24 protein-coding genes are annotated in these 25,730 nt (G+C 66.0%); 11 read left to right on the top strand and 13 right to left on the bottom strand.

What is annotated here, in order from left to right:
- The first annotated feature begins 45 nt into the window (after positions 1–45).
- The 4 genes from IAE33_RS13785 to IAE33_RS13800 all read left to right on the top strand — a co-directional run bounded on the left by IAE33_RS13785 (position 46) and on the right by IAE33_RS13800 (position 6,978).
- Positions 46–1,836, top strand: a complete 1,791-nt coding sequence (locus IAE33_RS13785) for a DUF1302 domain-containing protein (RefSeq protein ID WP_201163896.1) — start codon at positions 46–48, stop codon at positions 1,834–1,836.
- A gap of 36 nt (positions 1,837–1,872) precedes the next feature.
- Positions 1,873–3,243: a DUF1329 domain-containing protein gene (locus tag IAE33_RS13790; RefSeq protein ID WP_201163897.1), complete on the top strand. Its 1,371-nt coding sequence runs from the start codon at positions 1,873–1,875 to the stop codon at positions 3,241–3,243.
- A gap of 79 nt (positions 3,244–3,322) precedes the next feature.
- The gene (locus IAE33_RS13795; protein WP_201163898.1) at positions 3,323–4,381 is read left to right on the top strand and encodes a WD40/YVTN/BNR-like repeat-containing protein; all 1,059 of its coding nucleotides are present in this window, start codon (positions 3,323–3,325) and stop codon (positions 4,379–4,381) included.
- Positions 4,382–4,443: 62 nt separating this feature from the next.
- Positions 4,444–6,978, top strand: a complete 2,535-nt coding sequence (locus IAE33_RS13800; RefSeq protein WP_201163899.1) for an efflux RND transporter permease subunit — start codon at positions 4,444–4,446, stop codon at positions 6,976–6,978.
- A gap of 93 nt (positions 6,979–7,071) precedes the next feature.
- Here the strand turns inward: IAE33_RS13800 and IAE33_RS13805 are convergent, their stop codons facing one another.
- The 6 genes from IAE33_RS13805 to IAE33_RS13830 all read right to left on the bottom strand — a co-directional run bounded on the left by IAE33_RS13805 (position 7,072) and on the right by IAE33_RS13830 (position 13,124).
- Positions 7,072–8,208, bottom strand: coding sequence for a hypothetical protein (locus IAE33_RS13805; RefSeq protein ID WP_201163900.1), 1,137 nt, complete (start codon positions 8,206–8,208; stop codon positions 7,072–7,074).
- A 44-nt stretch (positions 8,209–8,252) separates the two neighbouring features.
- Positions 8,253–9,323 carry an NAD(P)H-dependent flavin oxidoreductase gene (locus IAE33_RS13810; protein WP_201163901.1) on the bottom strand — a complete coding sequence of 357 codons (1,071 nt, stop codon included), beginning with the start codon at positions 9,321–9,323 and terminating at the stop codon, positions 8,253–8,255.
- A gap of 48 nt (positions 9,324–9,371) precedes the next feature.
- On the bottom strand, positions 9,372–10,271 hold the full coding sequence (locus tag IAE33_RS13815) for a crotonase/enoyl-CoA hydratase family protein (protein ID WP_201163902.1): 900 nt from the start codon (positions 10,269–10,271) through the stop codon (positions 9,372–9,374).
- A gap of 80 nt (positions 10,272–10,351) precedes the next feature.
- Positions 10,352–11,161, bottom strand: coding sequence for an enoyl-CoA hydratase-related protein (locus IAE33_RS13820; RefSeq protein ID WP_201163903.1), 810 nt, complete (start codon positions 11,159–11,161; stop codon positions 10,352–10,354).
- A gap of 2 nt (positions 11,162–11,163) precedes the next feature.
- Positions 11,164–12,075: a crotonase/enoyl-CoA hydratase family protein gene (locus IAE33_RS13825; RefSeq protein WP_064301383.1), complete on the bottom strand. Its 912-nt coding sequence runs from the start codon at positions 12,073–12,075 to the stop codon at positions 11,164–11,166.
- 59 nt (positions 12,076–12,134) lie between these two features.
- Positions 12,135–13,124: a GlxA family transcriptional regulator gene (locus IAE33_RS13830; RefSeq protein ID WP_201163904.1), complete on the bottom strand. Its 990-nt coding sequence runs from the start codon at positions 13,122–13,124 to the stop codon at positions 12,135–12,137.
- Positions 13,125–13,419: 295 nt separating this feature from the next.
- On the opposite strand from IAE33_RS13830, the gene IAE33_RS13835 reads away from it, so the two are divergent.
- The 3 genes from IAE33_RS13835 (at position 13,420) to IAE33_RS13845 (ending at position 16,455) form a co-directional block, all read left to right on the top strand.
- Complete coding sequence (locus tag IAE33_RS13835) at positions 13,420–14,394, top strand: NAD(P)H-dependent flavin oxidoreductase (RefSeq protein ID WP_201163905.1); 975 nt, start codon at positions 13,420–13,422, stop codon at positions 14,392–14,394.
- Positions 14,395–14,509: 115 nt separating this feature from the next.
- Positions 14,510–15,514, top strand: a complete 1,005-nt coding sequence (locus IAE33_RS13840; protein WP_201163906.1) for a phytanoyl-CoA dioxygenase family protein — start codon at positions 14,510–14,512, stop codon at positions 15,512–15,514.
- Between the two features lie 107 nt (positions 15,515–15,621).
- The gene (locus IAE33_RS13845; protein ID WP_201163907.1) at positions 15,622–16,455 is read left to right on the top strand and encodes an SDR family NAD(P)-dependent oxidoreductase; all 834 of its coding nucleotides are present in this window, start codon (positions 15,622–15,624) and stop codon (positions 16,453–16,455) included.
- A gap of 77 nt (positions 16,456–16,532) precedes the next feature.
- Here IAE33_RS13845 and IAE33_RS24735 read toward each other — a convergent pair whose 3' ends face one another.
- The 7 genes from IAE33_RS24735 to IAE33_RS13880 all read right to left on the bottom strand — a co-directional run bounded on the left by IAE33_RS24735 (position 16,533) and on the right by IAE33_RS13880 (position 22,173).
- Positions 16,533–16,817 carry a spirocyclase AveC family protein gene (locus IAE33_RS24735; protein WP_442967377.1) on the bottom strand — a complete coding sequence of 95 codons (285 nt, stop codon included), beginning with the start codon at positions 16,815–16,817 and terminating at the stop codon, positions 16,533–16,535.
- Positions 16,763–17,500, bottom strand: a complete 738-nt coding sequence (locus tag IAE33_RS24740) for a spirocyclase AveC family protein (RefSeq protein WP_201163909.1) — start codon at positions 17,498–17,500, stop codon at positions 16,763–16,765. The genes IAE33_RS24735 and IAE33_RS24740 overlap by 55 nt, the downstream gene beginning before the upstream one ends.
- Before the next feature lie 70 nt (positions 17,501–17,570).
- Positions 17,571–18,347 carry an enoyl-CoA hydratase-related protein gene (locus IAE33_RS13860; protein ID WP_064301378.1) on the bottom strand — a complete coding sequence of 259 codons (777 nt, stop codon included), beginning with the start codon at positions 18,345–18,347 and terminating at the stop codon, positions 17,571–17,573.
- 32 nt (positions 18,348–18,379) lie between these two features.
- On the bottom strand, positions 18,380–19,144 hold the full coding sequence (locus tag IAE33_RS13865; protein WP_201163910.1) for a glucose 1-dehydrogenase: 765 nt from the start codon (positions 19,142–19,144) through the stop codon (positions 18,380–18,382).
- A gap of 23 nt (positions 19,145–19,167) precedes the next feature.
- Positions 19,168–20,457, bottom strand: a complete 1,290-nt coding sequence (locus IAE33_RS13870; RefSeq protein ID WP_201163911.1) for a CaiB/BaiF CoA transferase family protein — start codon at positions 20,455–20,457, stop codon at positions 19,168–19,170.
- Positions 20,458–20,459: 2 nt separating this feature from the next.
- Positions 20,460–20,939 (bottom strand): MaoC family dehydratase, encoded by a 480-nt coding sequence (locus IAE33_RS13875; protein WP_201163912.1) that lies wholly within the window; start codon positions 20,937–20,939, stop codon positions 20,460–20,462.
- 55 nt (positions 20,940–20,994) lie between these two features.
- Positions 20,995–22,173: an acyl-CoA dehydrogenase family protein gene (locus IAE33_RS13880; protein WP_201163913.1), complete on the bottom strand. Its 1,179-nt coding sequence runs from the start codon at positions 22,171–22,173 to the stop codon at positions 20,995–20,997.
- Between the two features lie 373 nt (positions 22,174–22,546).
- Between IAE33_RS13880 and IAE33_RS13885 the strand changes: the two genes are divergently transcribed.
- The 4 genes from IAE33_RS13885 (at position 22,547) to IAE33_RS13900 (ending at position 25,725) form a co-directional block, all read left to right on the top strand.
- Entirely contained in the window at positions 22,547–22,915 is a 369-nt protein-coding gene (locus IAE33_RS13885; protein WP_064301374.1) for a Zn-ribbon domain-containing OB-fold protein, read from the top strand.
- Positions 22,916–22,977: 62 nt separating this feature from the next.
- The gene (locus tag IAE33_RS13890; protein ID WP_064301373.1) at positions 22,978–24,129 is read left to right on the top strand and encodes a thiolase; all 1,152 of its coding nucleotides are present in this window, start codon (positions 22,978–22,980) and stop codon (positions 24,127–24,129) included.
- Entirely contained in the window at positions 24,126–24,923 is a 798-nt protein-coding gene (locus IAE33_RS13895; RefSeq protein WP_064301372.1) for an enoyl-CoA hydratase/isomerase family protein, read from the top strand. The genes IAE33_RS13890 and IAE33_RS13895 overlap by 4 nt, the downstream gene beginning before the upstream one ends.
- 13 nt (positions 24,924–24,936) lie before the next feature.
- The gene (locus tag IAE33_RS13900) at positions 24,937–25,725 is read left to right on the top strand and encodes an enoyl-CoA hydratase/isomerase family protein (protein WP_201163914.1); all 789 of its coding nucleotides are present in this window, start codon (positions 24,937–24,939) and stop codon (positions 25,723–25,725) included.
- The last annotated feature ends 5 nt before the right edge of the window (positions 25,726–25,730 follow it).

Consider the following 25,730-nt stretch of genomic DNA (forward strand, 5'->3'; position numbering starts at 1 on the left):
GCAGGGCTTTGACCGGCCTGGCTCAAGAGATGGAGAACAACAATAATGATGCATCGCTTTCCTCAGCCTCGTTTCACCTCGCCCGGGCGCTTGCACGTCCAGGCTTCCTTGCTGGCCGTTGCGGTCGCCGCCGTCGCGGGCAACGCCCAGGCAGTCAACCTGGACTTCGGCAACCCCGATATCCAGAGTCGCCTGGACACCACCGTGCGCTACAACATGGGCATCCGCGGGGAGCACACCGACGCTCGCCTGAAGATGGGCCCGGGGGGCACGGCCGATCCGAACAACAACAGCGTGGCGCTGGGCAACAACCGCTTCGACAAGGGCGACGTGGTGGTCAACCGGCTCGACGTGCTGTCCGAGTTCGACCTTATCTTCCACGACAACTACGGTTTGCGCGCCAGCGCCGCGGCCTGGTACGACCCCACCTACGATGGTGGCGTGGACGATCCGACCACGGGCAACGCCATCTCCCAGACGTTCTTCAAGAACGGCAAGTTCTCCGACTACACCCGCAACTACACCAGCGGACCCTACGCCGAGCTGCTCGACGCCTTCGTCTTCGGTACCTTCGATGTCGGCGCCACGACCACCTCGCTGAAGTTCGGGCGGCACAACATCTACTGGGGCAACTCGCTGTTCCCGCAGTCCAAGCAAGCTTCCATCGCCTACAGCCAGGCCGCCCTGGACCTGCAGAAGGCCGCCTACAGCCCGGGCCTCGAAGCCAAGGAACTGTTCCTGCCGCAGACCCAGTTCACCGGCACCGTGCAGCTCAATCCGCAGTTCTCCCTGGCCTGGCAGTACTCCCTGGAATGGCGCCGCGATCGCTACCCCGAAGGCGGCACCTTCTTCGAATATGCCGCGCCAGCCTTCTACGGCGCGGATGGCCCGGCCATCGGCCAGACCCGCAACAAGCCCGGCAGCGGGCAGCATGACTGGGGCGTCATGGCCAAATGGCAACCCGATTTCATGGACGGCGGCAACATGAGCCTGGTGTACCGCGAGTTCCGCGAGAAAACCCCCAACCCCTTCGCCGTGGCCGAGGACGGCCTGCTCGACCGTGTCTACAACCCGCGCAGGAACCAGCTGTTCGGCTTCGCCATGGAGCAGAACATCGCCAGCGTCAACTGGGGCCTGGAACTGACCTACCGCAAGAATGCCCAGCTCTACACCACCATCACCGGGCGCCTGCAGCAGGCCGGGCCGGCGGTGATCGGTTTCGACTCGCAAAACGCACCCCGTGGCGATGTCTACGGCATCGTCCTCAATGCGGTGAAGCTGCTGCCGCAGACGGCATTCTGGGACGCAGGCGAGATCGCTGCGGAACTGGCCTTCCAGCATCTGGACAAGGTCACCTACGATCCGGCGTTCGGCACGAGCATGGGCGGCACCTTCACGCCCCTGGGCGGCAACAACTTCCCCATCAAGAACGGCAACTCGCCGCTGTGCGCCGACAGCAGCGGCGTGCCGGGCTCGGGCGACGGGTCCTGGGGGTGTGCGACGCGCAATTCCACGGTCCTCTCCACCAACTTCACGCCGCGCTGGCTCCAGGTCCTGCCGGGCGTCGACTTCAGCGCGCCAGTGTTCCTCTCATGGGGCGTACAGGGCAACGCCGCCACCGGCGGCCTGATCGGTGCCGAAGGGCAGGTCAGCTATTCGTTCGGCGTGCAGGCGGACATCTACCAGACCCACACCGTGAAGCTGGCCTGGAACGACAGCTGGTCGCCGAACCACAACACCACCGGCGCGACCGGCGGCCAGGGGGTCACCGGCGGTGGCACCTGGTGGCAGAACGACCACGGTTGGTTGTCGTTGAGCCTGAAGACCGCCTTCTGAGTTATCCCAAATCGCATGAATGCCAGGGTGAAAACAATGAACTACAAGAAATACCTGCTTTCCATTGCCGTTTCCTATGCCATGGCGGCACAGGGTTTTGCCGCCAGCGCCGACGATGCCCGGCAGATCGGCAGCACGCTGACCGAGTTCGGCGCGACCATCGCCGGCAACGCCGATGGCAGCATTCCGGCCTATGACCCGGCCAAGGCGCTGACCAAGCCGCCGGCCGGCTACTCGCCCAGGCAGGCGGGCGGCGGCTTCCCCTACGTCGATCCGTATGCCGCCGACAAGCCGCTGTTTTCCATCACCGCGAAGAACATGGCGCAATACGCCGACAAGCTGGACGACGGCAACAAGGCGCTCCTGAGCCAGTACCCGGACTACCGGCTGGACATCTACCCCACGCACCGCAGCGCACCGCCACTGCCCCGGTTCGCCCACGACAACACCGTCAACAACATCGGCAAGCCGCGCCTCGAAGGCGAGGGCACCGGGCTGGCCGATGCCCATGCGCAAGTGCCGTTTCCCATTCCCAAGACCGGCAACGAAGCCATGTGGAACTTCGTCGTGCGCTTCTTCAGGCCCTATGAATCCGGCAACTTCGCCACCTACCTGATCGACAGCGCCGGCGAGAAGACCCTGGTCACCGATTCGACCGTGTACTACGAGCACGAGTACTGGGATTCCTCGAAGACCAGCTCCGAATACGCCAACCGCCTGCTCAACAACAACAAGGCCCCGGCCGCCAAGTCCGGTTCCAAGGACCTGCGCTACACCCCCCTGCGCCTGGACAGCAAGAGCGACAGCGCCTGGTCCTATTCGCCCGGCCAGCGGCGCGTGCGCCTGGCACCGGAGTTCAAGTACGACACGGTGTCGGCGCAATACGGCGGGCTCATCACCTTCGACGAGATCACCGGCTTCGATGGCAAGCAGGACCGCTTCGATTTCAAGCTGGTCGGCAAGCAGGAAATGTTCGTGCCCTACAACACCTGGCGCACCGCCTCGGCGAAGCTGGACGAGCTGGTGAAGCCGGGCTTCGTCAACCCCGATCATGTGCGCTGGGAACTGCACCGGGTCTGGGTGGTGGAAGCCAAGCTCAAGGTCGGGCAGCGCCATACCAACCCGACCAAGCGCTTCTACTTCGACGAAGACAGCTGGAACATGACGATGTACAACTCGTACGACGCCGCCGGCAAGCTGCACCATTCGCAGAACTTCGTGCTGTTCGTCGGCTATGACGACGTGCCGATGATGCGCAGCGAAGGCGTGCTGGTGTACGACCACTCCAAGCGCAGCTACGCGCTGGCCTCGCTGCCGTTCGAAACCCGCAGCGGATGGTTCGCGGTCCCGCCGTTCTCGCCGAACCTCCTGTCGCCGTCGGCGATGGCCGGCTCGGGCATTCGCTAAGGCATGGCGGGGCCCGCCGGGTCTCCGCCTGGAGGCTCGCGGGCGCCTGCCCCTTCGCTCCACAGGTGAGGAGGTGTACATGTCGCGTATTACCCTGACCGCCATGGCGCTGGCGGTCCTGCTGCCGCTGGCGACGGCCGTGGCGCAACCCTATGTCGATCCGATCGACGCCCCCGCCGAAGCATCCCCGCTCGCGGCCCGTTCGCAACTGACCGCCATCACCCAGGCGGGCGACCGGCTGGTGGCCGTGGGCGCCCGCGGCGTCATCCTGCTCTCCGACGACGCTGGGCAGCAGTGGCGCCAGGCCAGGGTGCCGGTCAGTTCCGACCTGGTCAGCGTGCAGTTTCCGTCCGCGTTGCAGGGCTGGGCCGCAGGCCATGACGGGGTGATCCTGCACAGCGCCGATGGTGGCGAAAGCTGGAGCAAGCAACTCGACGGCCGCCAGTTGCTGGGCCAGCTGACCGCGCACTTCCAGGCGCTGGCGGACGCCGGCGACGAGCGCGCCAGTCAGTACCTGGAACTGGTCAACCTGAATTTCGGCAACGGTCCCGAGCTGCCTTTCCTCGGCGTCTGGTTCGACAACGAACGGGACGGCTATGCCGTCGGGGCGTTCGGCACCCTGCTGGCGACCACCGACGGCGGCAAGAGCTGGGTGTCCTGGATCGAGAAGATCGACAACCCCAACAGTTTCCATCTCAACGCGGTCATCGGTATCGGTGGCGAGCTGTACATCGCCAGCGAGCAAGGCACGGTGTTCAAGCTGGACCGCGCGCAGCAGCGTTTCGTGGCCCTCGCCACCGGCTACACCGGGAGCTTCTTCGGCCTGGTCGGCAACGCCCGGTTTCTCCTGGCCCATGGGCTCAGGGGCACGGCCTACCGCTCCACCGATGGTGGCCAGTCGTGGGCGCGGGTCGACACCGGGCATGGCGCCGGACTGGTCGCCGGGGTAATGGAGGACAACGGTGACGTACTGCTGGCCAGCCAGGCCGGAGCCGTGCTGCGCAGCGCAGACCAGGGCAGGAGCTTCACGCCCCTCGGCGCGGTGACCCCGTACCTGTTCGCCGGCCTCAGCCCGGTGGCGGGCACGCGGGTGGCGATCGTCGGCATGGCAGGCGTGCAGGTCGCCCCGGCGCGGTAACGGCAGCGAGCGCGGCGGCGCCGCGCGATGTCGGCTGAACAACAATAATCGAGAAGACATTTATGGCTATTCCAGCCGGTGAACAGCGTGACATGCAGGTCATTCGCGATCCCAGGGACTTTGATCGAAACAGCGGCATCTGGCTCGAGCGCTTTATCTTCAACCATCGCCTGGCGATCCTCCTCGTCTGCCTGGCGAGCACCTTCTTCTGGGCCTGGCAGGCCGCCAGGCTGCCGGTCAACGCCAGCTTCGAGAAGATGATCCCGCAGTCCCATCCCTACATTCAGAACTACTTCGCCAACAAGGACGCCCTGCGCGGCATGGGCAACGCGGTGCGGGTGGTGGTGGAAAACACCCAGGGCAGCATCTTCGACAAGGACGCGCTGGAGGTGCTGCAGAAGGCCAACGACGCCCTGTTCCTCATGCCCGGCGTCGACCGCTCGGCGCTGCGCAGCCTGTGGACCTCCAGCCTGCGCTGGACCGAGGTCACCGAGGAGGGCTATCGCGGCGGGCCGGTGATGCCCGATCCGTTCGATGGCTCGCCGGCGGCGATGGAGGCGCTGCGCAACAACATTCTCCAGGCCGGCATCGTCGGCAACTTCGTCGCCTCGGACTTCAAGTCCAGCCTGATCGTCGTGCCACTGATGGACAGCAACCAGGACACCGGGGAGCCCCTGGACTACCAGGCCTTCTCCCATCAACTGGAAAGCACCATCCGCGCCCTGGAAACGCCGAAGATCAAGATCCATATCGTCGGCTTCGCCAAGCTGGTGGGCGACCTGATCGACGGCCTGTGGCAGGTCGCCGAGTTCTTCGCCATCGCGGCCGTCATCGCCGCGCTGTTCGTCTTCCTCTACACCCGTTGCCTGCGCAGCACGCTGCTGCTGGTGTTCTACGCGACCCTCGGGGTGATCTGGCTGCTGGGCATCCTGCGCCTGATCGGCTACGTTCTGGACCCTTACCTGATCCTGGTGCCGTTCCTGATCTTCGCCATCGGCCTGTCCCACGGCGCGCAGAAGATGAACGGGATCATGCAGGACGTCGGGCGCGGCACGCACAAGTACGTCGCTGCCCGCTACACCTTCCGCCGTCTGTTCCGCGCCGGCATCACCGCCTTGCTGGCCAACGTGGTGGGCTTCGCGGTGCTGATCATCATCGACATCCCGGTCATCAAGGAAATGGCCGTGAGCATGTCCATCGGCGTCGGCATCCTGATCTTCACCATCCTGGTGCTGGTACCGGTCTCGCTGTCCTACGTCGGCGTCAGTGCCCGGGCCGCCCGGCGCAGCATCGCCGAGGAACGGGGCGAGGCGGCCGGGCCGCTCTGGGCCTTCTTCGCCAGCTTCACCGGTCGCGGCCGGGCCACTGCGGCGCTGCTGGTGGCAGCCGTCTTCACCCTGGGCGGCGTTGTGGCCAGCACCCATGTGAAGATCGGCGATCTAGATGCCGGCGCCCCGGAGCTGCGCAGCGACTCGCGCTACAACCGCGATGTTGCCTACCTCACCGGTCACTACGCGCTGTCCAGCGACCTGTTCGTGGTGATGATGAAGACCCGCGAGGGCGGCTGCCTGGCCTATCCCTCCCTGGTCGAGGCCGATCGCCTGAGCAACCTGCTGCGCCAGGTGCCGGGGGTGCAGATGACGGTCTCGGCCGCCGACTCGGTGCGCATGGTGTTCGCCGGGCAGAACGAAGGCAGCCCGAAATGGATGTCGATCCCCAGGAATGCCAGCAACCTCAACTCGGCGATCGAACAGGTGCAGGTCGACAAGGCGGAACTGGTGGACCGCACCTGTTCGGTGACGCCGGTGGTCGCCTACCTGCAGGACCACAAGGCCGACACCCTGGAGCGGGTGGTGGCGGCCGCCGAGGCCTTCGCCCGCGCCCATGACGACGACAACCGCCACTTCCTCCTGGCGGCGGGCAGCGCCGGGATCGAGGCGGTCACCAACATCGTCGTCAAGACCGCCAACGGCAAGATGCTCCTGGCCCTCTACGGCGCCGTGACGCTGCTCTGCTTCGTGGCCTTCCGCAACTGGCGGGCGACCTTCATCGCGGTGCTGCCGCTGTTCATCAGCACCGTGTTGTGCGAGGCGCTGATGGTGGCGCTGGGCATCGGAATGAAGGTCGCGACCCTGCCGGCCATCACCCTGGGCGTGGGCATCGGCGTGGACTACGCCCTGTACCTGGTGAGCGTGCAGTTGCAGCAACAGAAGGCCGGTCACAGCCTGGCCGACGCCTACCGCTACGCCTTGCGCTTTACCGGGCGGGTGGTGGCCCTGGTGGGCATGACTTTGGCGGCCGGCGTGGTCACCTGGGTCTGGTCGCCCATCAAGTTCCAGGCCGACATGGGCATCCTGCTGACCTTCATGTTCCTGGGCAACATGGTCGGTGCGCTGATCCTGATTCCCGCCTTGTCCCATTTCCTCCTGCGCGATCTTGGTGGGGCTGGCAAGGGCAAGGGCAGGACGGCAGTGCCTGCGAAGGCCGGCAGGCGTGTGGCGGCCATGGCCACTTCGCATGTTCAGGCCCAGGCCGAGCTGACGGCCGGGGAGCTTGCGGCGCTGGGTATCGATGTCAGGCAGCGCAGTGAGCGGTGAGGTGGGCCCCCGGCCCCCTTGACGCGAACAAGAGCCACAAAAAAAGCCCTCCAGATGGAGGGCTTTGCGTCACCGCTGTATTTCAACCCCGTATCAGTCCCGGCTGAATACCGGCCCCATACTGGTCTCATTGGCCGTAAGCACGGTGCGGCAGAACGAGTTCACGGTCAGGTGGTTATCCAGCTCCAGCGTGCGACCGTCGGGCAGTTTCACCGTTCCGCTCATCGTCGACAGCAGGTAGCAGTACATGCGCGTGCCGGTCGAGGTGGGCCAGAAACTGTAGGCCCGGCCATGGGCCGCGACCTTCACGTCCACGCAGGTGTCGCCGTTGGCCATGCTCAGGTGCCATTTGACCGGCATGTTCATGCCCGTGCGCGGGTCTTCCCACTTCTGCGTGACCTCGAAACGCAGGGTCCCGTTGCCGGTTGCGGGGTTGATGTTGACCTGCTGGTCCTCGCCATATTTGACGAAGCCCAGCAGCATCCCGTCCCGCGGCTGGAAGAAGTTGATCTTGACGTCGTCCTTGATCGAGTAAAGCCACCACATCCAGTTCGGGGCGGGCAGGTTGCGCACCGGGTCATTGGACTGGCCGGTGAGGATGTGCTCGCGCACCCCGTAGCCCTTGGTGATATCGAGCGTGTAGGCGCTGGTCTGGATGCGTCCCTGGACGTCGACGAAGGCATCGTAGCCGGCACGGTCACTCTCATGCGCCTTGGCGAACGGCCCCCAGTTCCACAGGGGGCTGCCTTTCTGGGTGTAGAGCAGATCGAACTCGGCGTCGCCGGCCTTGCCCTGGAGCTGCCATTGTGGCGGGCTGGCAATGAACTTCAGCCCGTCGAAGTCCCAGGTCACGGCGTCGTCGCTGCTGCTGACCGAGAACCGCTCGCCCTGCAGTCGTTCGCCGGGTGTCCAGCCAACCCGGACGAAGTGGTTGTCGCTCATGCGCCCGCGTGACGATTTGGGCACGGCGATCAGCTGGATTTCCCGTTCGGCGGACGCGCCCGGCCCCCAGATGCCCTTGCCATTGCCGAACAGGGCGTAGCCGGCAGCCCAGAGCAGGACGTCGTAGTCACCCGCTTCGGCGACCACGCCCAGCGCGGTCTCCTCCCACAGGTCGGTCTGGCTGGAGGGCAGGGCCAGGGCCTCGAAGTGCGTTCCTTCGTCCTGCAGGGTAATGCCGGAACTGGAATGCTGGATGCGGTTGTATTTTTCGCTGTAGTCGTCGCTCATGTGGAGCTCCCTGGAAATCGATGATGGGAAGGAACCCGGGCCGGCTAGCCGACCTTGTCCTTCCAGGCTTCCTGCGTGGGCACCTGGCCTGCCAGGCGTCGTTGCACGGCTTCGGCTTCGTCGACGATGGCCTTCATCAGCACTGCGATGGTCGGCAGGTCGTGCACCAGGCCCACCGACTGCCCGGAGGCGGTCATGCCCTTGTCCAGGTCTCCGGTCGACATGGTCAGCCCGTGCATCTTGAGCATCTGCGACATGCGCATCATCGATTCGACCTGGCGCGGCCCCAGCGACAGCGTCGACTTGGCCAGCTTGAACCAGGGAATGTTCAGCTCCCTGGCGATGGTGAAGGAGTTCAGGAAGATCTCCCAGACGTTGAGCATCTTGGCGTTGACCATGCGCTCGGCGGCGGCGGTCTTCATCTGCCGGCAGGGAATGCCGTCGAAACGGTCGGAGAACACGGTGTCCTGGACGTCGAGTTCCACGGCCTTGTTCTTGAAGTTGGCGTGCATCGGGCCTTCCTGGGTGGTCCAGAAGCGGGTACCCATCGAGACCCCGCCGGCGCCCAGGGCGAGCGCGGCGACCAGCCCGGCGCCGTTGGCCACGCCACCGGCGGCGATCACCGGGATCTTCAGCAGTTCGGCCAGGCGCGGGACCAGCACGAAGGTGCCGATTTCCCCGGCGTGGCCGGCGGCTTCGAACCCGGCGGCGATCACTGCGTCACAGCCATGCGCTTCGGCTCGCTGGGCCAGGCGCACGTCGCTCACCGACGCGACCACCTTGCCACCGTAGGCGTGGGCGGCCTTGACGATCCAGTCGCCCTTGCCCATGGAGTAGTTGATCACCGGGACCTTCTCTTCCAGCAGCACCTTGGCGTTGGCCATGCCGTTGGGCAAGGCCAGCGGGGCATTGGCGCCGAACGGTTTGTCGGTCAGCGAACGGATCTCGCGGATCGCCGCGCGGGTGACCTCGGGGGGATTGGAACCCGCCCCGTAGACGCCCAGGCCGCCGGCGTTGGACACGGCGGCCACCATGTTGGGGAAGGCGACCCGCCCCATGCCCGCGTTGAGGATCGGGTAGTCGATGCCAAACAGTTCTGTGATTGTTGTTTTCATGGTCTGGTCCTGAAGCGCCGGGAAGGCTGCGGTTCCCGTTCGTTTGGGTTAGGAATACGCAGGCTCTTCCCACCACGGGAAGTAGTCGGGCATGTCCTGTGAGACACTGCAGGCGAAGTCCGGCAGGCGCTTTTCGACGAAGGACTGCACGCCTTCCTTTGCATCGGGGCTGCGGCCCCGGGTGCAGATGCCGCGGCTTTCGATGCGGTGCGCTTCCATCGGGTGCGACATGCCCAGGCTGCGCCAGGCCATCTGGCGCATCAGCGCGACCGAGACCGGCGCCGTGTTGTCGGCGATTTCCCGGGCGATTTCGTAGGCACGCGGCAGCAGTTGCTCGTGGGCCACCACTTCGCTGACCAGGCCGCCGGCCTTGAGCTCCTCGGCCGGCATGACGCGGCCGCTGAAGCTCCACTCCAGGGCCTTGGTGATGCCGACGATGCGCGGCAGGAACCAGGACGAGCAGCACTCGTAGACGATGCCGCGGCGCGCGTAGACGAAGCCCAGGCGGGCCTTTTCACTGGCGATGCGGATGTCCATCGGCAGCAGCATCGAGGCGCCGATGCCGACGCCTGCGCCATTGATCGCGCCGATCACCGGCTTGAGGCTGTTGAAAATGCGCAGGGCGAGCTTGCCGCCACCGTCGCGGGCCGACTCCTTGCTGTAGTCGAAGCTGCCGTCGGCGCGGAACGGGCTTTCCTTCTCGGCGCTGCCGTTCTTGTCCTTGTCGAAGATGTCGGCACCCTTGGACAGGTCGGCGCCGCCGCAGAAGCCCTTGCCCTCGCCGGTGATCACCACGGCGCGGACCGCGTCGTCGCGGTCGGTTTCGTCGAAGACCGCGATGAGCTCGTTCATCATCAGCGGGTTCATGGCGTTGAAGACTTCAGGACGGTTGAGGGTCACCGTCGCGATGCGGTCGCTGACCTCGTAGCGAATGGTCTGGAAATTCACGGGTTATCTCCTCGGTGGCGGCACGGGCCGCCACTGGCTGCTGGAAAAAGGGCCGTCAGGACGGCCCTGGCGCTGGCGGATTACTTGAAGCTGAACTGCGGCGCGCGTTTCTCGAAGAACGCCCTCTGCTTCTCGACCTTGTCCTCGGTGGACTGGGCGACATACACGCCGCGGCTTTCCAGCTCGATGGCCTGTTCGAGGCTGCCGGCATTCATGTTCTGCCACAGCGATTGCTTGGTGACCCAGATACCCATCGGCACATTGGCGACGATGTTCCTGGCGATCTCCAGGCAGGCGTCCTGCAGTTCTTCGTCCGGCACGGCCTTGAGCACCAGGCCGATGCGCTCGGCTTCGTCGGCCAGGACCGGGCGCGAGGTGTAGAGGAACTCGGCGGCGCGCTGGGCGCCCACGGCGCGCGGCAGCAGGTAGCTGATGCCCAGCTCGGCGCCGGAGCCGGCGTTATGGATGGCGTTGACGAACTTCGCCGATTTCGCCGCGAGGGTGATGTCCGCCGCCAGCGGGAAGGCCAGCGCCATGCCGGCCACCGTGCCGTTGACCGCGCAGATCACCGGCTGCGGCAGGTTGCGCATCAGCACCGGCAGCGAGGCGATGACGTCGATGGTGTAGCGCGAGAAGAACGGCTTGCCGACGCCGTCCGGCACCCAGTCGGCGGTGCCGGGGTTCTTCAGGTCGTGGCCGGTGCAGAAGTGCCGGTTGCCGGCCGCGGTCAGGATCACCACCCGGGTGCGCGGGTCGTACTTGATCTGCTTGAACAGCTCGGCCAGCTCCGTGTACATCTCGAACTGGAAGGTGTTGGTGGACTCGGGGCGGTTGATGGTGATGCGCTTGACGCCTTCGAGCGGTTCGTCGACCAGGAAGTTCTCGCTCATCATTACGCTCCTTGCTCGCCGTTGAGCCAATGGGCCTTGACCATGTTGTCGCCGTACGGCTCGTCGCGTTTCTTCAGGGCGTCCTTGAGGCCGTACTCGGCCATGTCGGCCTTGAACTGGGTGCGGCGCGGCCCCTGGCTGAGGTGCGCGCGGGCGTCCATTTCGACGGCGAAGCGTTGCAGGGTGCGGGCGCCCTGCAGTTCCAGCGCGGCATTGATGATGCGCTTGTGCGAGGACAGCAGCTCGGCGTCGACGAAGCTGATCCGGCGTGCCAGTTCGTTGACCGCGTCATCCAGTTGTTCCACCGGCACCGCATCGAGCACCAGGCCGATGCGTGCGGCTTCGCGGCCCCAGAGATTGTCGCCGGTCATCATCATGCGCTTGGCCCACTGCGGGCCGACGTGGTAGACCCACATCTGGATCGGCGGCGTGCCATTGGCGCGGGCGGCGGGGAAGCCGATCTTGGCGTTTTCGGCGCAGATGACGAAGTCGCACATCAGCGCCAGGTCGGTGCCGCCGGCCAGGCAGTTGCCCTGGACCCTGGCGATCACCGGCTTGTGCATGTCGAACAGCACCATGTTCAGCTTCTGGGTCTGCTCCATGTTCCAGCAGTCGTCGTCGACGGTCTTGTTGATGGTGCGGTAGCGGGTTTCGTCCCACGGCGGGGTGCCGTCCTTGAAGCCGGCGTAGGCGCCTGCCAGGTCGTAGCCGGCGCAGAAGTCCTTGCCGGCGCCTTCGAGGATGACCACGTTGACGTCGTTGCGGTCATCGGCCTCCAGCAGCGCGTCACGCAACTCGGCGAGCAGGGCAGGGTGCAGGGCGTTGCGTTTGTCGGGGCGGTTCAGGGTGATCCGGGCGATGCGGTTCTCGACGCTGAACAGCAGGTATTCCGAGCTGCGGAGGTGCTTGTTCATATTATCTCCATGCATTTTTGTGAACGACGGTCGATAATATAAACGCTGCGCTCCTTTGGTCAAGCGCGTGTCGGGGGCGATTCCGGGGGGCTGCCGGCGCGGGCGCGGTACTGGCTGGGGCTGCTCCCGGTCAGCTCGCGGAAGACCTTGCGAAAGCTCGGAATGTCGTTGTAGCCAACCAATGTGGCGATCTGGCCAATGTTGCGGCTGGTGCGCAGGAGCATCTCCTGCGCCGAGCGTATCCGCGTGTGGCGCACGTATTCCTGGGGGGTTTGCTTGAGGTGGCGCTGGAAGTGGCGCAGCAAGGTCTGCTGGCTGACCGACATGGCACTCGCCAGGTCGCTGATGCGCACGTCCTGGGCGAAGCGCTCCTCCAGCCAACGCTGGGCGTTGGCGGTCAGCGGGTCGTCGGACAGGCGCTCGTCCGCGGCCGGGTCGAGGCTGGTGACATCGCGTAGCCAGCCGCCCAGTTCTGGCGTGGTGACCAGCTCCGTCAGGCGTGCCAGCAGCTGCGCGTCGGCGGCCAGGCCGACGGCGCTGACCACGCGCTGGTGCTCGACCACGGCGGCCCGGCGATCGACCGTGATCCGCGGGTAGCGTCGGCGAAACCAGGGCACCAGGGCCTTGCCGACGGCCACGCTGCCATCCTCCAGCAACCCGGCCTCGGCGAGCAGGAACACCGCGGCCCCGCTGGCGGCGATACGTGCCCCGCCGGCATGCTGGCGGACCAGCCAGCGGCATAGCGCGGCCTCGCCGGCGAGCCGGGCGTCCAGTGCGGCGGCGTCGCCGACCAGGAAGCCGGGCAGGTAGACCAGGTCGTATTGCACTGGGTTGTCCAGGCCGCCATCGGCCTTCAGCGTGCGCCCCCCGGCCATGCGCACCGTCCGCCCGGCGGGGCTGAGCAGGTGGACCTGGCTCTGCATCGCCACGGGCTCACGGGTCCGATACAGCTGGGTGACCTGGCGGCGGATGAGTTCGAAGGTGTCGAGGAATATCCCCAGGCTGGAGATATAGGCATCGGCCAGGCCGATGACCGCGAAGCCCGCCATCTTTCTCTCTCCTTGGCCGGAAGGTCCTACGCGAGCCGGCTCGGGAGAACAGCCGGTATGCCCTGGGTTCGTCTGGCTTGTTCTGCTATATGAATGGGGTTTCAACATAGTCCAGTGCTGGCTGGCGATCAAGCCTGCCCCGGGTCGCCGCGCTGGCGCGTTCACCCATCGGATTGACCTGCCAACACTATGGCTATATTTTGAATATCGTTCACATATAGGTGTGTAGTTCTGCCAGGCAAAACCCGCCTCGACGTTGCATGCCGCTCGCCAATCCAACCAACGCGGACCCGTCATGTTCAAGACCAGAATCACCGAGCTCTTCGGTATCCAGTACCCATTGATCCAGGGCGGCATGCGCCACGTCTCGCGAGCCGAGTTGGTGGCGGCGGTGTCCGATGCCGGTGGGCTCGGGTTCCTGTCGGCGCACAGTTTCGCCTCGCCCGCCGCGCTGCGCGCGGAGATCGAGAAAGTCCGCGCGCTGACCGACAAGCCGTTCGGCGTCAACCTCACCATCCTGCCCAAGCTGAGCGTCAAGCCGGAGGACAGCGCGCGGGTGATCCTCGATGCCGGGGTGTCCTGCGTCGAGACCGCCGGGGGCAATCCGGCCACCTTCATCGCTGCCTTCAAGGAAGCCGGGATCAAGGTGCTGCACAAGTGCACCTCGGTCCGTTTCGCCCTGAAGGCCGAGCAACTGGGGGCCGACGCGGTCAGCCTGACCGGCTTCGAGGCCGCCGGCCATCCGGGGGAAGACCAGGTACCGAACATGGTCCTGATCCCTGCGGCGGTCGAGCGCTTGAAGATCCCGGTGGTGGCCAACGGCGGCTTCGCCGATGGCCGCGGACTGGTGGCCGCGCTTGCCCTCGGTGCCGAGGGCATATCGATGGGCACGCGGTTCCTGATGGTCAAGGAGTCGCCGATGGCCGAGGCGGTCAAGCGCCGCTACCTGGAAGCCTCCGAGCGCGATACGACGCTGATCTGCCGCTCCCTCGGCGACTCGACCCGGGTCCTGAAGAACGCCTTTACCGATCACATCCTCGAACTGGAGCGCTTGGGGCCTGCGTTCCACGACGAAGTCCTGTCCATGGCCAGCAGCCAGCGCTGGGTCAATGCCGCCGAGCGGGGCGATCCGGACGATGGTGCCTATGCGGCAGGCGTCGGCATCGGGCTGATCCACGATGTTCCCGACTGCCGCGACCTGGTGCAGACGATCATGAGCGACGCCCATGCGGTGATCGAGCAACGCTTGCGCGCCATCGCCGGGTGTTGAATCCACCCACCGTTTATGTCGCGCAGGCCCCTGTGTGGGCCTGCGCACCGGTGTCAGCATGAATCCGGAAAACCGTGGTCAGTTGCACCACGACAAGAACCGAAAGAGAGGGTGTATGAACAATAACAACGCACAGCCTGTATCGCCCGACCAGCCGCGCATGGGCCAGTTGAAAACCGCCAATCACCTGCTTGGCGACCGCCAGGCCCTCGACCAGGCCTGGGAGCGGGACGGCTACTGGTACTTCAAGGGCGTGCTCGACCAGGACGTCATCACCGAGATGCGCGGGCTATGGATCGACTACCTGCAGCGCAACGGCCTGATCGACCCCGGCGTCACCGAGAACCGCTACAACGGTTCCGGTTTCGCCGACAAGACCGTGACCCCGGCCGAGTTGTCCCGCGTGGGTGAATTCAACACGCGCAACATCCATACCATGCTCACCGAAAACCCGCGCATCGTCGCCACCTTGAAAGCCATTCTCGGCGACGATCCCTTCTGGCTGCCGATTGCCGAGTACCGGGCCAACCCGCCGGTCGACGACCCGGCCGCGAGCCGCTTCATCTATCCGCATCAGGACGGCTTCTACAGCCGCGACATGCCGATGAAGATCTGCTGGGTGCCACTGGACCATATCGACGAGCAGACCGGTGGCTGCGCCTGGATCGAAGGCGCGCACCGCGGGCCGATCCTGCATGACCTGAGCAAGCCGCCGCTGTTCCCGATCCCGCCGGAAGTGGTGTCGCTGGACGGCTGGAAGCGCGCCGATTTCGCGCCGGGCGACATCGTCCTGTTCGACCTCAACCTGCCGCACAGCGGCCTGACCAACCTGTCCAGGGATCGCTTCCGCCTGTCGATGGATATCCGTGTCACCGAGGCATCGGGCAAGGTCCCGTCGATCGGTCAGCTGGTCAGCATCGATGAAAACCAGGTCACCCTGCGCAATGACCGCACCGGGGCGCAGGAATCCTTTGTCGTCGATGCCGGTACCTACGTCCGTGGCACCGACGGCAAGAAGCGCGAAGGCGCGCAGATCCCGGCGACCTTCCAGGCCGGCGAGCAGGTGATCGTCAACTCCCGGGACGGCCGCGGCGCCACGCTGGTGCGCTCCATCCACTGACGCGGCACATCGATGCACGTGCAGGACAGCGACCCCGGCCTCTTTGATCGAAGCGGCCGGGGTTCGTGCTGTCCGTCGATCTTTCCCAAATCCGGAGAAGCGAAGCAATGCCACAACCCACACAGTACAACGCCACCCTGGCCGGCAAGGTCGCCCTCGTCACGGGCGCCGGCACCGACGGTGACGGCATCGGCATCGGCAAGGCGATCGCCATCGTGCTTGCCGGCGAGGGTGCCAGGGTCTGCCTGGTCGACCGCGATGCCGAGCGCGCCGAGCAGACCTGCGCAACCATCCAGGACATGGGCGGGGAAGCCTTCGTCGCGGCCGGTGATGTCACGGCCCGGGCCGATTGCTCGCGTTTCGTCGAAGAAACCCTGGGCCGCTATGGTCGCCTCGATATCCTGGTCAACAACGTCGGCGTGGCAACGCCGGTGGCGCTGGACGCCGAGGACGAGTCTGCCTGGTCGCGGGTGCTCGACCTGAACCTGACCAGCGCCATGCTCATGAGTCGCTACGCGGTGGCGGCCATGATCCGCAATGGCGCAGGGTCGATCATCAACATTTCCTCCATCGCCGGCATCCGTGCCCATGGCAGCCTGGCCTACGGCCCGTCGAAGGCGGCGATGGCTGCGCTGGCCCGGGAATTGACGGTGCTTTACGGACGCCAGGGCATCCGCGCCAACACGGTCGCCCCCGGGCATGTGCTGACGCCCCTGGCGCAGTCGCTGCTGCCGGAGGAGATGAGGGCCAAGCGGCGTAATGTCGGCCCGCTGGGGCTGGAGGGTGACGCCTGGGATATCGCCCATGCGGTGCGCTTCCTGGCCAGTGACGAGGCGCGTTTCGTGACCGGGGTGCATCTGCCGGTGGATGGTGGTGTCAGTGAAATCGGGCCTATGGCGGGTCATGCGCTGATCGAGGCGGATGCTCGCGCCACACACTGACGGGCAAAAAAAAGCCGCCTGGCTGGTACCAGGCGGCAAACGCATCACCCCGAAAGGTGACCAAGCATGCTCGTGGATCAGTGTGCGCCGATCGGCACCTGCTCGTTGCTCAACCAGCTGGGCATGTTGCCCGGCCAGGGATCGACATACAGCGCATGGACGCCCATGGCCGTGGTGTAGGCGAGATTGAGCACATTGCAGAAGGCGATGAACGCCAGGACACGCATGACCGTGGCCAGCCGCGGCGAGGAGGCGAAGTGCTCGATGCCGCGCTCGATCGCGGTATGGCCGCGGGCGTCGGCATGCATCAGCAGGAAGGCGCAGGCGATGAAGGTCGACGGGAAGAGAATGAATTCGTAGATGGGGAACTGGTAGAAATCACCCCCCCAGAACGACCAGGCGTGGAAGGCCCCCGGCCAGGCGTCGAAGTGCGGGTGGCGACGATGTCCAGCAGGCCCATGGACAGCCAGACCCCGCTGAACCCGGCCAGGGTCAGCCCGGCGATGCCCAGCCGCGGGAAGCGTGCCTGCGCCTTGCGCATGAAGGCCAGGCCGATCAGCGCAGTGCCGGCGAAGGAGTAGAAGTACGCCGGACCATCGATCAACAGCGGTTCGGCGATGCGCGAGCCGTTGGGCGTCTGCCAGCCAGGGATGAATTCACACCAGCAGCCGTAATTGAAGGCGTAGGCGTTGTAGGTGAACATCGGTCGCAGGAAGTTCAGGAACGGGTCCAGCCAGTAGGCCGAGAGCCAGCCGATCATCATCAGCCGGGTGCTGTCGAGGTGGCCGCTGCGGCGCCAGCCACGCACGAACCAGACCAGCGCGATGGCCAGGGTCGCCAGGCTCAGCACTTCGTAGATCGTCATGGCCCAGCGCGAGTAATCGGGAATCGGGTCGCTGCCGCGCTCGCTCGGCCTGAAGTCGTCGGAGCCGATCCAGGCCGCATAAACATTCAGCTGGAGCGCGAGGAACGCGCTGCCCAGGACCGCCCAGAAGACCAGGGGCCAGGGGCGCGAGGTGGGGATTGCACTGACAGAAGCCGTCATTGTTGTTATTCCTGTGGTGCGAGGGCAGGTGGCTTGAAGGGTGGAAGGCGGCCTTGCGGCCGCCCCTGGATCACTTCACGTACTTGCGGAACTCCGGCTTGCGCTTCTCGCGGAAGGCATTGCCGCCCTCGCGGGACTCGTCGGTGTCGTAGTACATGGCCAGCGCCTGCATGGCGAAGGCGCCGATGCCGCGGATGTTCTCGTTGTCCATGTTGAACGAGCGCTTGGCCAGGGCGATGGCGGTCGGGCTCATCTGCAGGATGTCGTCGCACCATTGCTTGACCTCGGCGTCCAGCTGGTCGGCCGGCACCACGGCGTTGACCAGGCCCCAGTCCAGCGCCTGCTTGGCGCTGTAGCGGCGGCACAGGTACCAGATCTCGCGGGCGCGCTTGTCACCGGCAAGGCGGGCGAGCAGGGCGGTGCCGAAACCCGGGTCGACCGAGCCGACCTTCGGCCCGACCTGGCCGAGCTGGGCGGTGTCCGCGGCGATGGCCAGGTCGCACAGGGTGACCAGCACGTTGCCGCCGCCGATGGCGTAGCCATTGACCCGGGCGATCACCGGCTTGGGGATGTCGCGGATGATGCTTTGCAGTTCCTCGATCGGCAGGCCGACCACACCGCGGCCCTGATGGCGGCCGCCGGACTGGTCGCTGCCGGTGCAGAAGGCCTTGTCGCCGGCACCGGTCAGCACCACGACGCCGATGTCCTTGTTGTAGCCAGCCTGGCTGAAGGCCTGGATCAGTTCCTCGCAGGTGTTGGCGGTGAACGCGTTGTACACCTGCGGGCGGTTGATGGTGATGGTGGCGATGCCGTTGTCTTCGGTGTAGAGAATGTCGCGAAATTCCATGTGCTGCTCCTGGATAGGGGGAAAGGTCGGGTTCAGCCGACCATGGTCAGGCCGCCGGAAACGCTGATCACCTGGCCGGTGATGAACGCGGCGTCGTCGCTGGCGAGGAACAGCACGCTGCCGGCGATGTCTTCGGGCTGGCCCATGCGTCCGAACGGCACGGCCTTGACCAGGCCAGCCTTGATCCGCTCGCCTTTTTCGCCCTGGGCCAGGTTGTCCAGCAGCGCGGTGGCGGTAGGACCTGGGCAGACGACGTTGACCGGAATCTGCTGGCGGGCCATTTCCCGCGCCATGGTCTTGGTGAAGGCGATCAGACCGCCCTTGCAGAAGGAGTACACGGCCTCCATCGAGGAGCCGACACGGCCGGCGTCGGAGGCGATGTTCACCACCCGCCCGCGGCCGCGCTCGCTCATCCGGCGCAGCACCGCGTGGTGCATGTTCAGCGGGCCGTAGAGGTTGATGGCGACCACCTTGTCCCAGAACGGTTTTTCGGTCTGCAGGAAGAAGGCACCGGTGTCCCAGCCGGCGTTGTTGACCAGCACATCGATCGGCCCCAGCTCCTCTTCGACCTGCGCCACCGCGGCGTGCACGCCTTCATGGTCGGTGATGTCGACGCTGTAGGCGCGCGCGCGGCCGCCGCTGCTTTCGATCTCGCCGACCAGGCGGCTGGCGGCCTCGGCGTTCAGGTCGAACACCGCCACCCGCGAACCCGCTTCGGCGAAGCGCTGGCAGATGGCGCTGCCGATGCCGCCGGCGCCGCCGGTGACCACTACCACTTTGTCTTGCAATCCTTTCATGCTCGGTACCCCTGGATGAACGGCTAGGAACGCGGCTGCGCCGCGATTTCAATGGACATGCCCTCGCTGCCAGCGGCATGGGAAACGGGAGGTGACTGCGGGGCGCCGGTGCGCGTGGCACTGAGGCGCTCGACCTGCTCGGCGCTGTAGCCCAGCGCACCCAGCACTTCCTGGCTGTGCTCGCCGAGGTTGGGCGGCAGGTAGCGCACGTTGCCGGGCGAGGCGGAGAACTGCACGGGGATCGAGGTCATCACCAGGTTGCCCTCGGTCGGGTGCTCCACCTTGCGGAAGAAACCGGTCGTGCGCAGGTATTCGTCCTGCATCAGCTCGTTGAGCTCGCGGACCTGGCCGTGGGGCACATCCGCCTCGGCGAAGGTCTTTTCCCAGTAGGCCGAGGGCTGCCTGGAAATGGCGTCGCCGAGGATGCCGTAGAGCTCGTTGATGTTGCGCATGCGCTCGGTCATGCGGCAGAAGCGCGGGTCTTCCAGCAGTTCCGGGCGGCCGATGGCCGTCAGTACGCGGCGCCACTGCTCGTCGTTGACCGCCAGCAGGCAGATGTAGCCATCCTGGGTGGCGTAGGGCCGGCGGTGCGGGGAGAACATCCGCGTGTAGCCAAGGCCCTGGCCGTCGGACTCGCCCAGGGCGCCTTCCCAGAGGTGCTCGAACAGGTTGAACTGCAGCATGGTCTCGAGCATCGGCACCAGCACTTCCTGGCCTTGGCCGGTACGCTCGCGGTGATAGAGCGCCATGCTGATCGAGGACGCCAGGACGTAGCCGCAGAACTTGTCGACGATCACCGTGGGGAAATAGCGCGGACGACCGTCCGCATCGCGGTTGATCGCGGCCAGGCCGCTTTCGCCCTGGATCACGTCATCGAAGGCCGGCATGTCCTTGTACGGGCCGTCGCCCCGGTAGCCCGGGGCGAAGGCGTAGATGATCCGCGGGTTGCGCTCGCGGATCTTCTCGTAGCAGATGCCCAGGCGCTTGGCGGCGCTGGGGCGCATGCTGTGGACGATGACGTCGGCGGTTTCCACCAGCTTCATCAGCGCTTCCATGCAGTCCGGCTGCTTGAGGTCCAGGACGATGCTGCGCTTGTTGCGGTTCATGATGAGGTAGAAGACCGACATTCCCGGGTTGCGCCCGGGGCCGTTCTGGCGGTTCTGGTCGCCGCTGGGCGGCTCCACCTTGATCACGTCGGCACCCATGTCGCCAAGAATCTGGGTGGCGACGGGGCCCAGCACGTTGATGGTCAGGTCGATGACCCGCAGCCCCGTGAGCGGGCCGGTCGCTTGCTCCAATGCCCGTTGCGCCATGATCAGTCAGCCCTGTAGTCCTTGCCCTTGACAAGGCGCAGGGGGGTGTACTCCTGCACCAGCGTACCGTCCTGCTTGTAGATGCGGTTGCGCGTGCGCACCAGGCCCAGGCCCGGGCGGTTCTTGCTTTCGCGGCACTCGATCACTTCGCATTCGACGTGGATGGTGTCGCCGACGAACACCGGCCCCTTGATGTCCAGTTCCATGTTCAGGAAGGCGAAGCCCACGCCCTGCATGGTGGCCTGGGTCAACAGGCCCTCGGCGAAGGTGAAGACCAGGGCCCCGGGGGCGACCCGGCCCTTGATGGCCGACTGTTCCTTGAGGAACTCGACGTTGGTGAAGAGCACTTCCAGCATGCCGGTCACCGAGACGAAATTGACCACGTCGGCTTCGGTCACGGTGCGCCCGACGGTTTTGAAACGGCGCCCTACCGGGAGGTCTTCCCAATGGATGCCCAGGCCTACGGTTTCGAACTGCTCCATATCTGTTCCCTGTCTTGTTGTTGATTGCGGGGTTTGGGGGTGGATCGCAAGGCCCTTAGCGGGGCTTGGCCTCGCCACGGTTGGTGCGGCCGAGCACGCTGTCGGCAACGATGTTGCGCTGGATCTGGTTGGTGCCCTCGATGATCTGGACCACCTTGGCGTCCCTGAAATAGCGATTGATCGGGTACTCGTTGGAGATGCCGGCGGCGCCGAACAGCTGCACGGCGTCGGTGGCGACCTTCATCGCGACATCGGAGGCGAACATCTTGGCCATGGCGGCCATCGGCGCGAGGGCGCGCCCGGTGATGCCGGCATCGACCATCGAGGCGGCGCGGTACACCAGCTGGCGAGCCGCTTCGGTCTGGGTGACCATGTCGGCGATCATCCAGCGCACGCCTTGGAAGTCGCTGATCTTCTGCTTGAAGGCGACCCGCTCCTTGACGTAGTCGACCGAGTGGTCGATGGCGCCCTGGGCCAGGCCGACGGCCCGCGCGGCGATCAACGGGCGGCTGGTGTTGAGGGCTTCCATGGCCACCTTGAAGCCTTCGCCGCCTTCCGGACCGACCCGGTTGGCCACGGGCACGAAGGCTTCGTCGAAGAACAGCGGGCAGGCCGGCACGCCGCGCGCGCCCATCTTGCTTTCGTGGGCGCCGATGCTCAGGCCCGGGGTCGCGCGGTCGACGATGAACAGGTTGATGCCCAGCGGCGCACCGCTTTCGTCGACGGTGCGCGCAGCGACCAGGATGAAGTCGGCAATGTGCGAGTTGGTGCACCAGATCTTCGAACCATTGAGCTGGTAGCCGCCCTCGACCCGGCGTGCGGTGGTCTTGATGCCCGACACGTCCGAGCCGCTTTGCGGTTCGGTCAGCGAGAGCGCCCCGCGCAGGTCGCCACTGGCCAGGCCCGGCAGCAGGCGCTGCTTCTGCTCCTCGGTGCCGCCGGCCAGGATCGCGCCGAACGGCGTCCACTGCACCACCAGCAGGTAGCCGGTGTTGTAGCAGACGCGACCCAGCTCCTCGACGGCGATGCAGGCCGACAACAGGCTGTTGGTGCCGCCGTATTCGGTGGGGAAGGGCAGGGCGAACAGGCCCAGTTCCTTGAGCAGGGCGAACATGTCGTGCGGGTACTCCGCGCTGCGGTCGATCTCGTCGGCCCGCGGGGCCACCTTCTCGCGGGCAACCCGGCGAATCAGGTCCTGGATCTGGCGCTGTTCTTCGGTCAATTCGTAATTCACGGTTTCGCTGACTCCCTCATGGGCTTGCTGCGGCGGGGCGGGCATGGTCCAGGATGATGTATTTCTGAACGATGTTCGTAAACGTAAACGACGTTCATGAAATGTGTCAAGTAACCCGGTGAATGCTCGACCGACGTACACCCCGCGCCATCCCTGGCTTTGCCCGATCCCCAGGGATTGCCGGCGGTTCCCTGGCAGGCGGACCGATAGAAGGTAGGTCGCTTCTTTCACGGAGTTATGGAAACGTTGTTTGGAATGATGCATAAAGATGCAGGGCCGATCCGGCCGATGGCTTGACGCATTCTTTGAACGGCGTTTATCATTCCGAACGTCGTTCAATAAAAGCGCTATCGGCCACTCAAGGGAGGGCGCCATGCACAGCCTGAAACCGGAACTCGACTATCAGCGCTTCCTGGGTGAGGGGCGTTTCATGCTTCAGCGCAGTCGCCAGAGTGGCGGCTATGTCTTCTACCCGCGTGTCGCGGAACCCGTGACCGGCAACACCGATCTGGAGTGGGTCGAGGCCAGCGGCCGCGGCACCGTCTATTCCACCACCGTGGTGCGCCAGCGCCCGCCGACCCCCCACTACAACGTTGCCTTGATCGACCTCGAGGAAGGCGTGCGGCTGATGAGCCGCGTCGAGGGCATCGAGGCCGAAGCGGTGCGGATCGGCATGGCGGTCAAGGCAAAGATCCTCCGCGACGATCCCGCGGCCGCCGTTCTCGTGTTCGAGCCGGCCTGAGCCGGCCTGCGCCATCGAACGCTTCTTCAACCTGCACCGACAAGAACAAGGCAGGAGTCGATATGTATCAGAGCTTGCGTGGACAGACCGCAATCGTGTCTGCCGCCACCTACGGGATGGGCGAAGCCCCCGGCCAGTCCTCCATGGACCTCGCCGCGGCCGCCAGTGTGCGGGCCCTGGCCCAGGTCGGGCTGACCCCCGGCGATGTCGACGGGCTGTTCGTCAGCGTGCCGGACGACATGCTTTCCGGGCTGACCTTCTCCGAGTACCTGGGGATCCACCCGCGCTTCACCGACAACAACCGCACCGGCGGTTCGGCCTTCCAGATCTATGCCCACACCGCCGCGATGGCCCTGGCCAGCGGCCAGATCGACGTGGCCCTGATCGCCTACGGCAGCAACCAGAAAAGCGCTTCCGGCAAGCTGGTGCAGTCGTCCCGGCCGTCTCCCTGGGAAACGCCCTACCGGCCGATGAACCCGGTGTCGTCCTACGCCCTGGCCGCGGCCCGGCACATGCACCAGTACGGCACCACCCGCGAACAGCTCGCCGAAGTCGCGGTCGCCGCGCGTAAGTGGGCGCAGCTCAACCCTGACGCCTACATGCGCGACGACCTCGGCATCGACGACGTGCTGGCCGCGCGCATGGTGTCCGACCCGCTCACCGTGCGCGATTGCTGCCTGGTGACCGACGGCGCGGCCGCCGTGGTGATGATGCGCGCCGACCGCGCCCGTGACCTGGTGGCCCGGCCGGCCTACCTGCTGGGTGCCGGCTCCGCCACCTCGCACCGTGAAATCGCCTCGATGAAGGACCTCACCGTCACCGCCGCCCGGGAATCGGCGCAGCGCGCCTATGCCATGGCCGGTGTCGGCGCAGCGGATATCGACGTGGTGATGCTCTACGACGCCTTCACCATCAACACCATCCTGTTCCTCGAAGACCTTGGTTTCTGCCCCAAGGGCGAGGGTGGCCGCTTCGTTGCCGATGGCGGTATCGCCCCCGGCGGCAGGCTGGCGGTGAATACCAATGGTGGCGGGCTGTCCTGCGTGCATCCGGGGATGTATGGCCTGTTCACCATGGTCGAGGCGACCCAGCAACTGATGGGCCAGTGCGGTGCCCGGCAGGTGGACGCCGCCCGCCTGGCCATCGCCCACGGCAACGGCGGCGTGCTGTCGAGCCAGGCGACGGTGATCCTCGGCACGGAGGAAACGCTATGAGCCAGGCCCCCGACAACACCACGCAGGACGTCCTGGTCGAGCATGACGGCGACGTGGCGATCGTCACCCTCAGTTATCCGCAGCGGCGCAACGCCTTCTCGTTGAAGATCCGCCAGGCGCTGTACGACACCCTGTACCGCCTCATGCACCACGACGCCACGTGCCGGGCCATCGTGCTCACCGGCCACGGCCAGGTGTTCTGTGCCGGTGGCGACATCTCCGAGATGAAGGAGCGCACCGTGCTCGAATACCGCGAGCGCAACCTGCTGCCGCTGAACATCTTCCGCCTCATGGTCGAGGGGCCCAAGGCGGTGGTGGCTGCCGTCGAAGGTTTCGCCATGGGCGCCGGGGTGTCCCTGGCGGCGGCCAGCGACTATGTGGTCAGCGCCAGCGACACCCGTTACGCCTGCGCCTTCGTCAAGGTCGGGCTGATGCCCGATACCGGCCTGTTCTGGTCGCTGGCCCAGCGCGTCGGGGGTGGCAAGGCCCGCGAACTGATGCTCGGCGCGGACGAGTTCAACGGCGAACAGGCCCTGCAGATGGGCTTTGCCAACCAGTTGACGGCGCCGGGCGAGACGCTGGCCGCGGCGCTGGTCGTGGCCCGCCAGTACGCCCGCATGCCGCCGTTGGCGGTGGCCCATTTGAAGGCGGCGCTCGCCGGGGGCATCGCCTCGCTGGACGAAGCCATCGAGACCGAAGTCAACCTGCAGCCGATCCTGCGGCGCAGCCAGGACCACCAGGAGGCCGCCGCGGCCTTCATGGAAAAGCGTCCGGCCGTGTTCGTCGGTAACTGAGAAGGAATACCACGTGACCGAACATACCGACGAGCGCATCCAGGTCAGCCGCGAGGGCGAGGTCGCCATCGTGACCATCAACAACCCGCTGCGACGCAACGCGATGGGCCGGCAGATGCGCCTGGCCCTGCGCAACACCCTGCAGCAATTGATGACCGCGGACCCCGAGTCCAGGGCGATCGTGCTGACGGGGGCCGGCAGCCATTTCAGCGCCGGTGCCGACATCAGCGAGATGACCAAGCGCACCGTCCTGCAGAGCCGCGAGATCCTCGCCGAGTCCTGCGAGGTCGTGCGCACCATGCTGGGCGGGCCGAAACCGGTGGTCTGCGCGGTCGAGGGCGTTGCCTTCGGCGCGGGGCTGTCGCTGGCGGTGGCCACCGATTACCTGGTGGCGGCCGCCGATGCGCGCTTCTGCGCAGCCTTCATGCGCATCGGGCTGATCCCCGACACCGGGATCCTCTGGACCCTACCGAAGAAGATCGGCCCGGCCAAGGCCCGCGAACTGCTGTCGCTGGCGCGCGAGATCGATGCGACCGAAGCCCTGCGCATCGGCCTCGCCAACCGCGTGGTCGAGCCGGGGCAGGCGCTGCCGGCGGCCATCGCCTATGCCCGCGAACTGGCCCAGCAGCCACCGCTGGCCATGGCCCTGATCAAGTCCGCGCTGACCTTCGCTGCCGACGACATGGATGCGTCGCTGCGCGCCGAAATCGATTACCAGCCCCTGCTGCGGCAGTCCAAGGACCACCTGGAAGCGGCCCACGCTTTCCTGGAGAAGCGTACGCCGGTCTTCACCGGTCAGTGAGGAGT

Origin of the sequence: Pseudomonas sp. S60 (assembly GCF_016647865.1) — a bacterium.
In the GTDB taxonomy this organism is placed as follows: Bacteria; Pseudomonadota; Gammaproteobacteria; order Pseudomonadales; family Pseudomonadaceae; genus Aquipseudomonas; species Aquipseudomonas parafulva.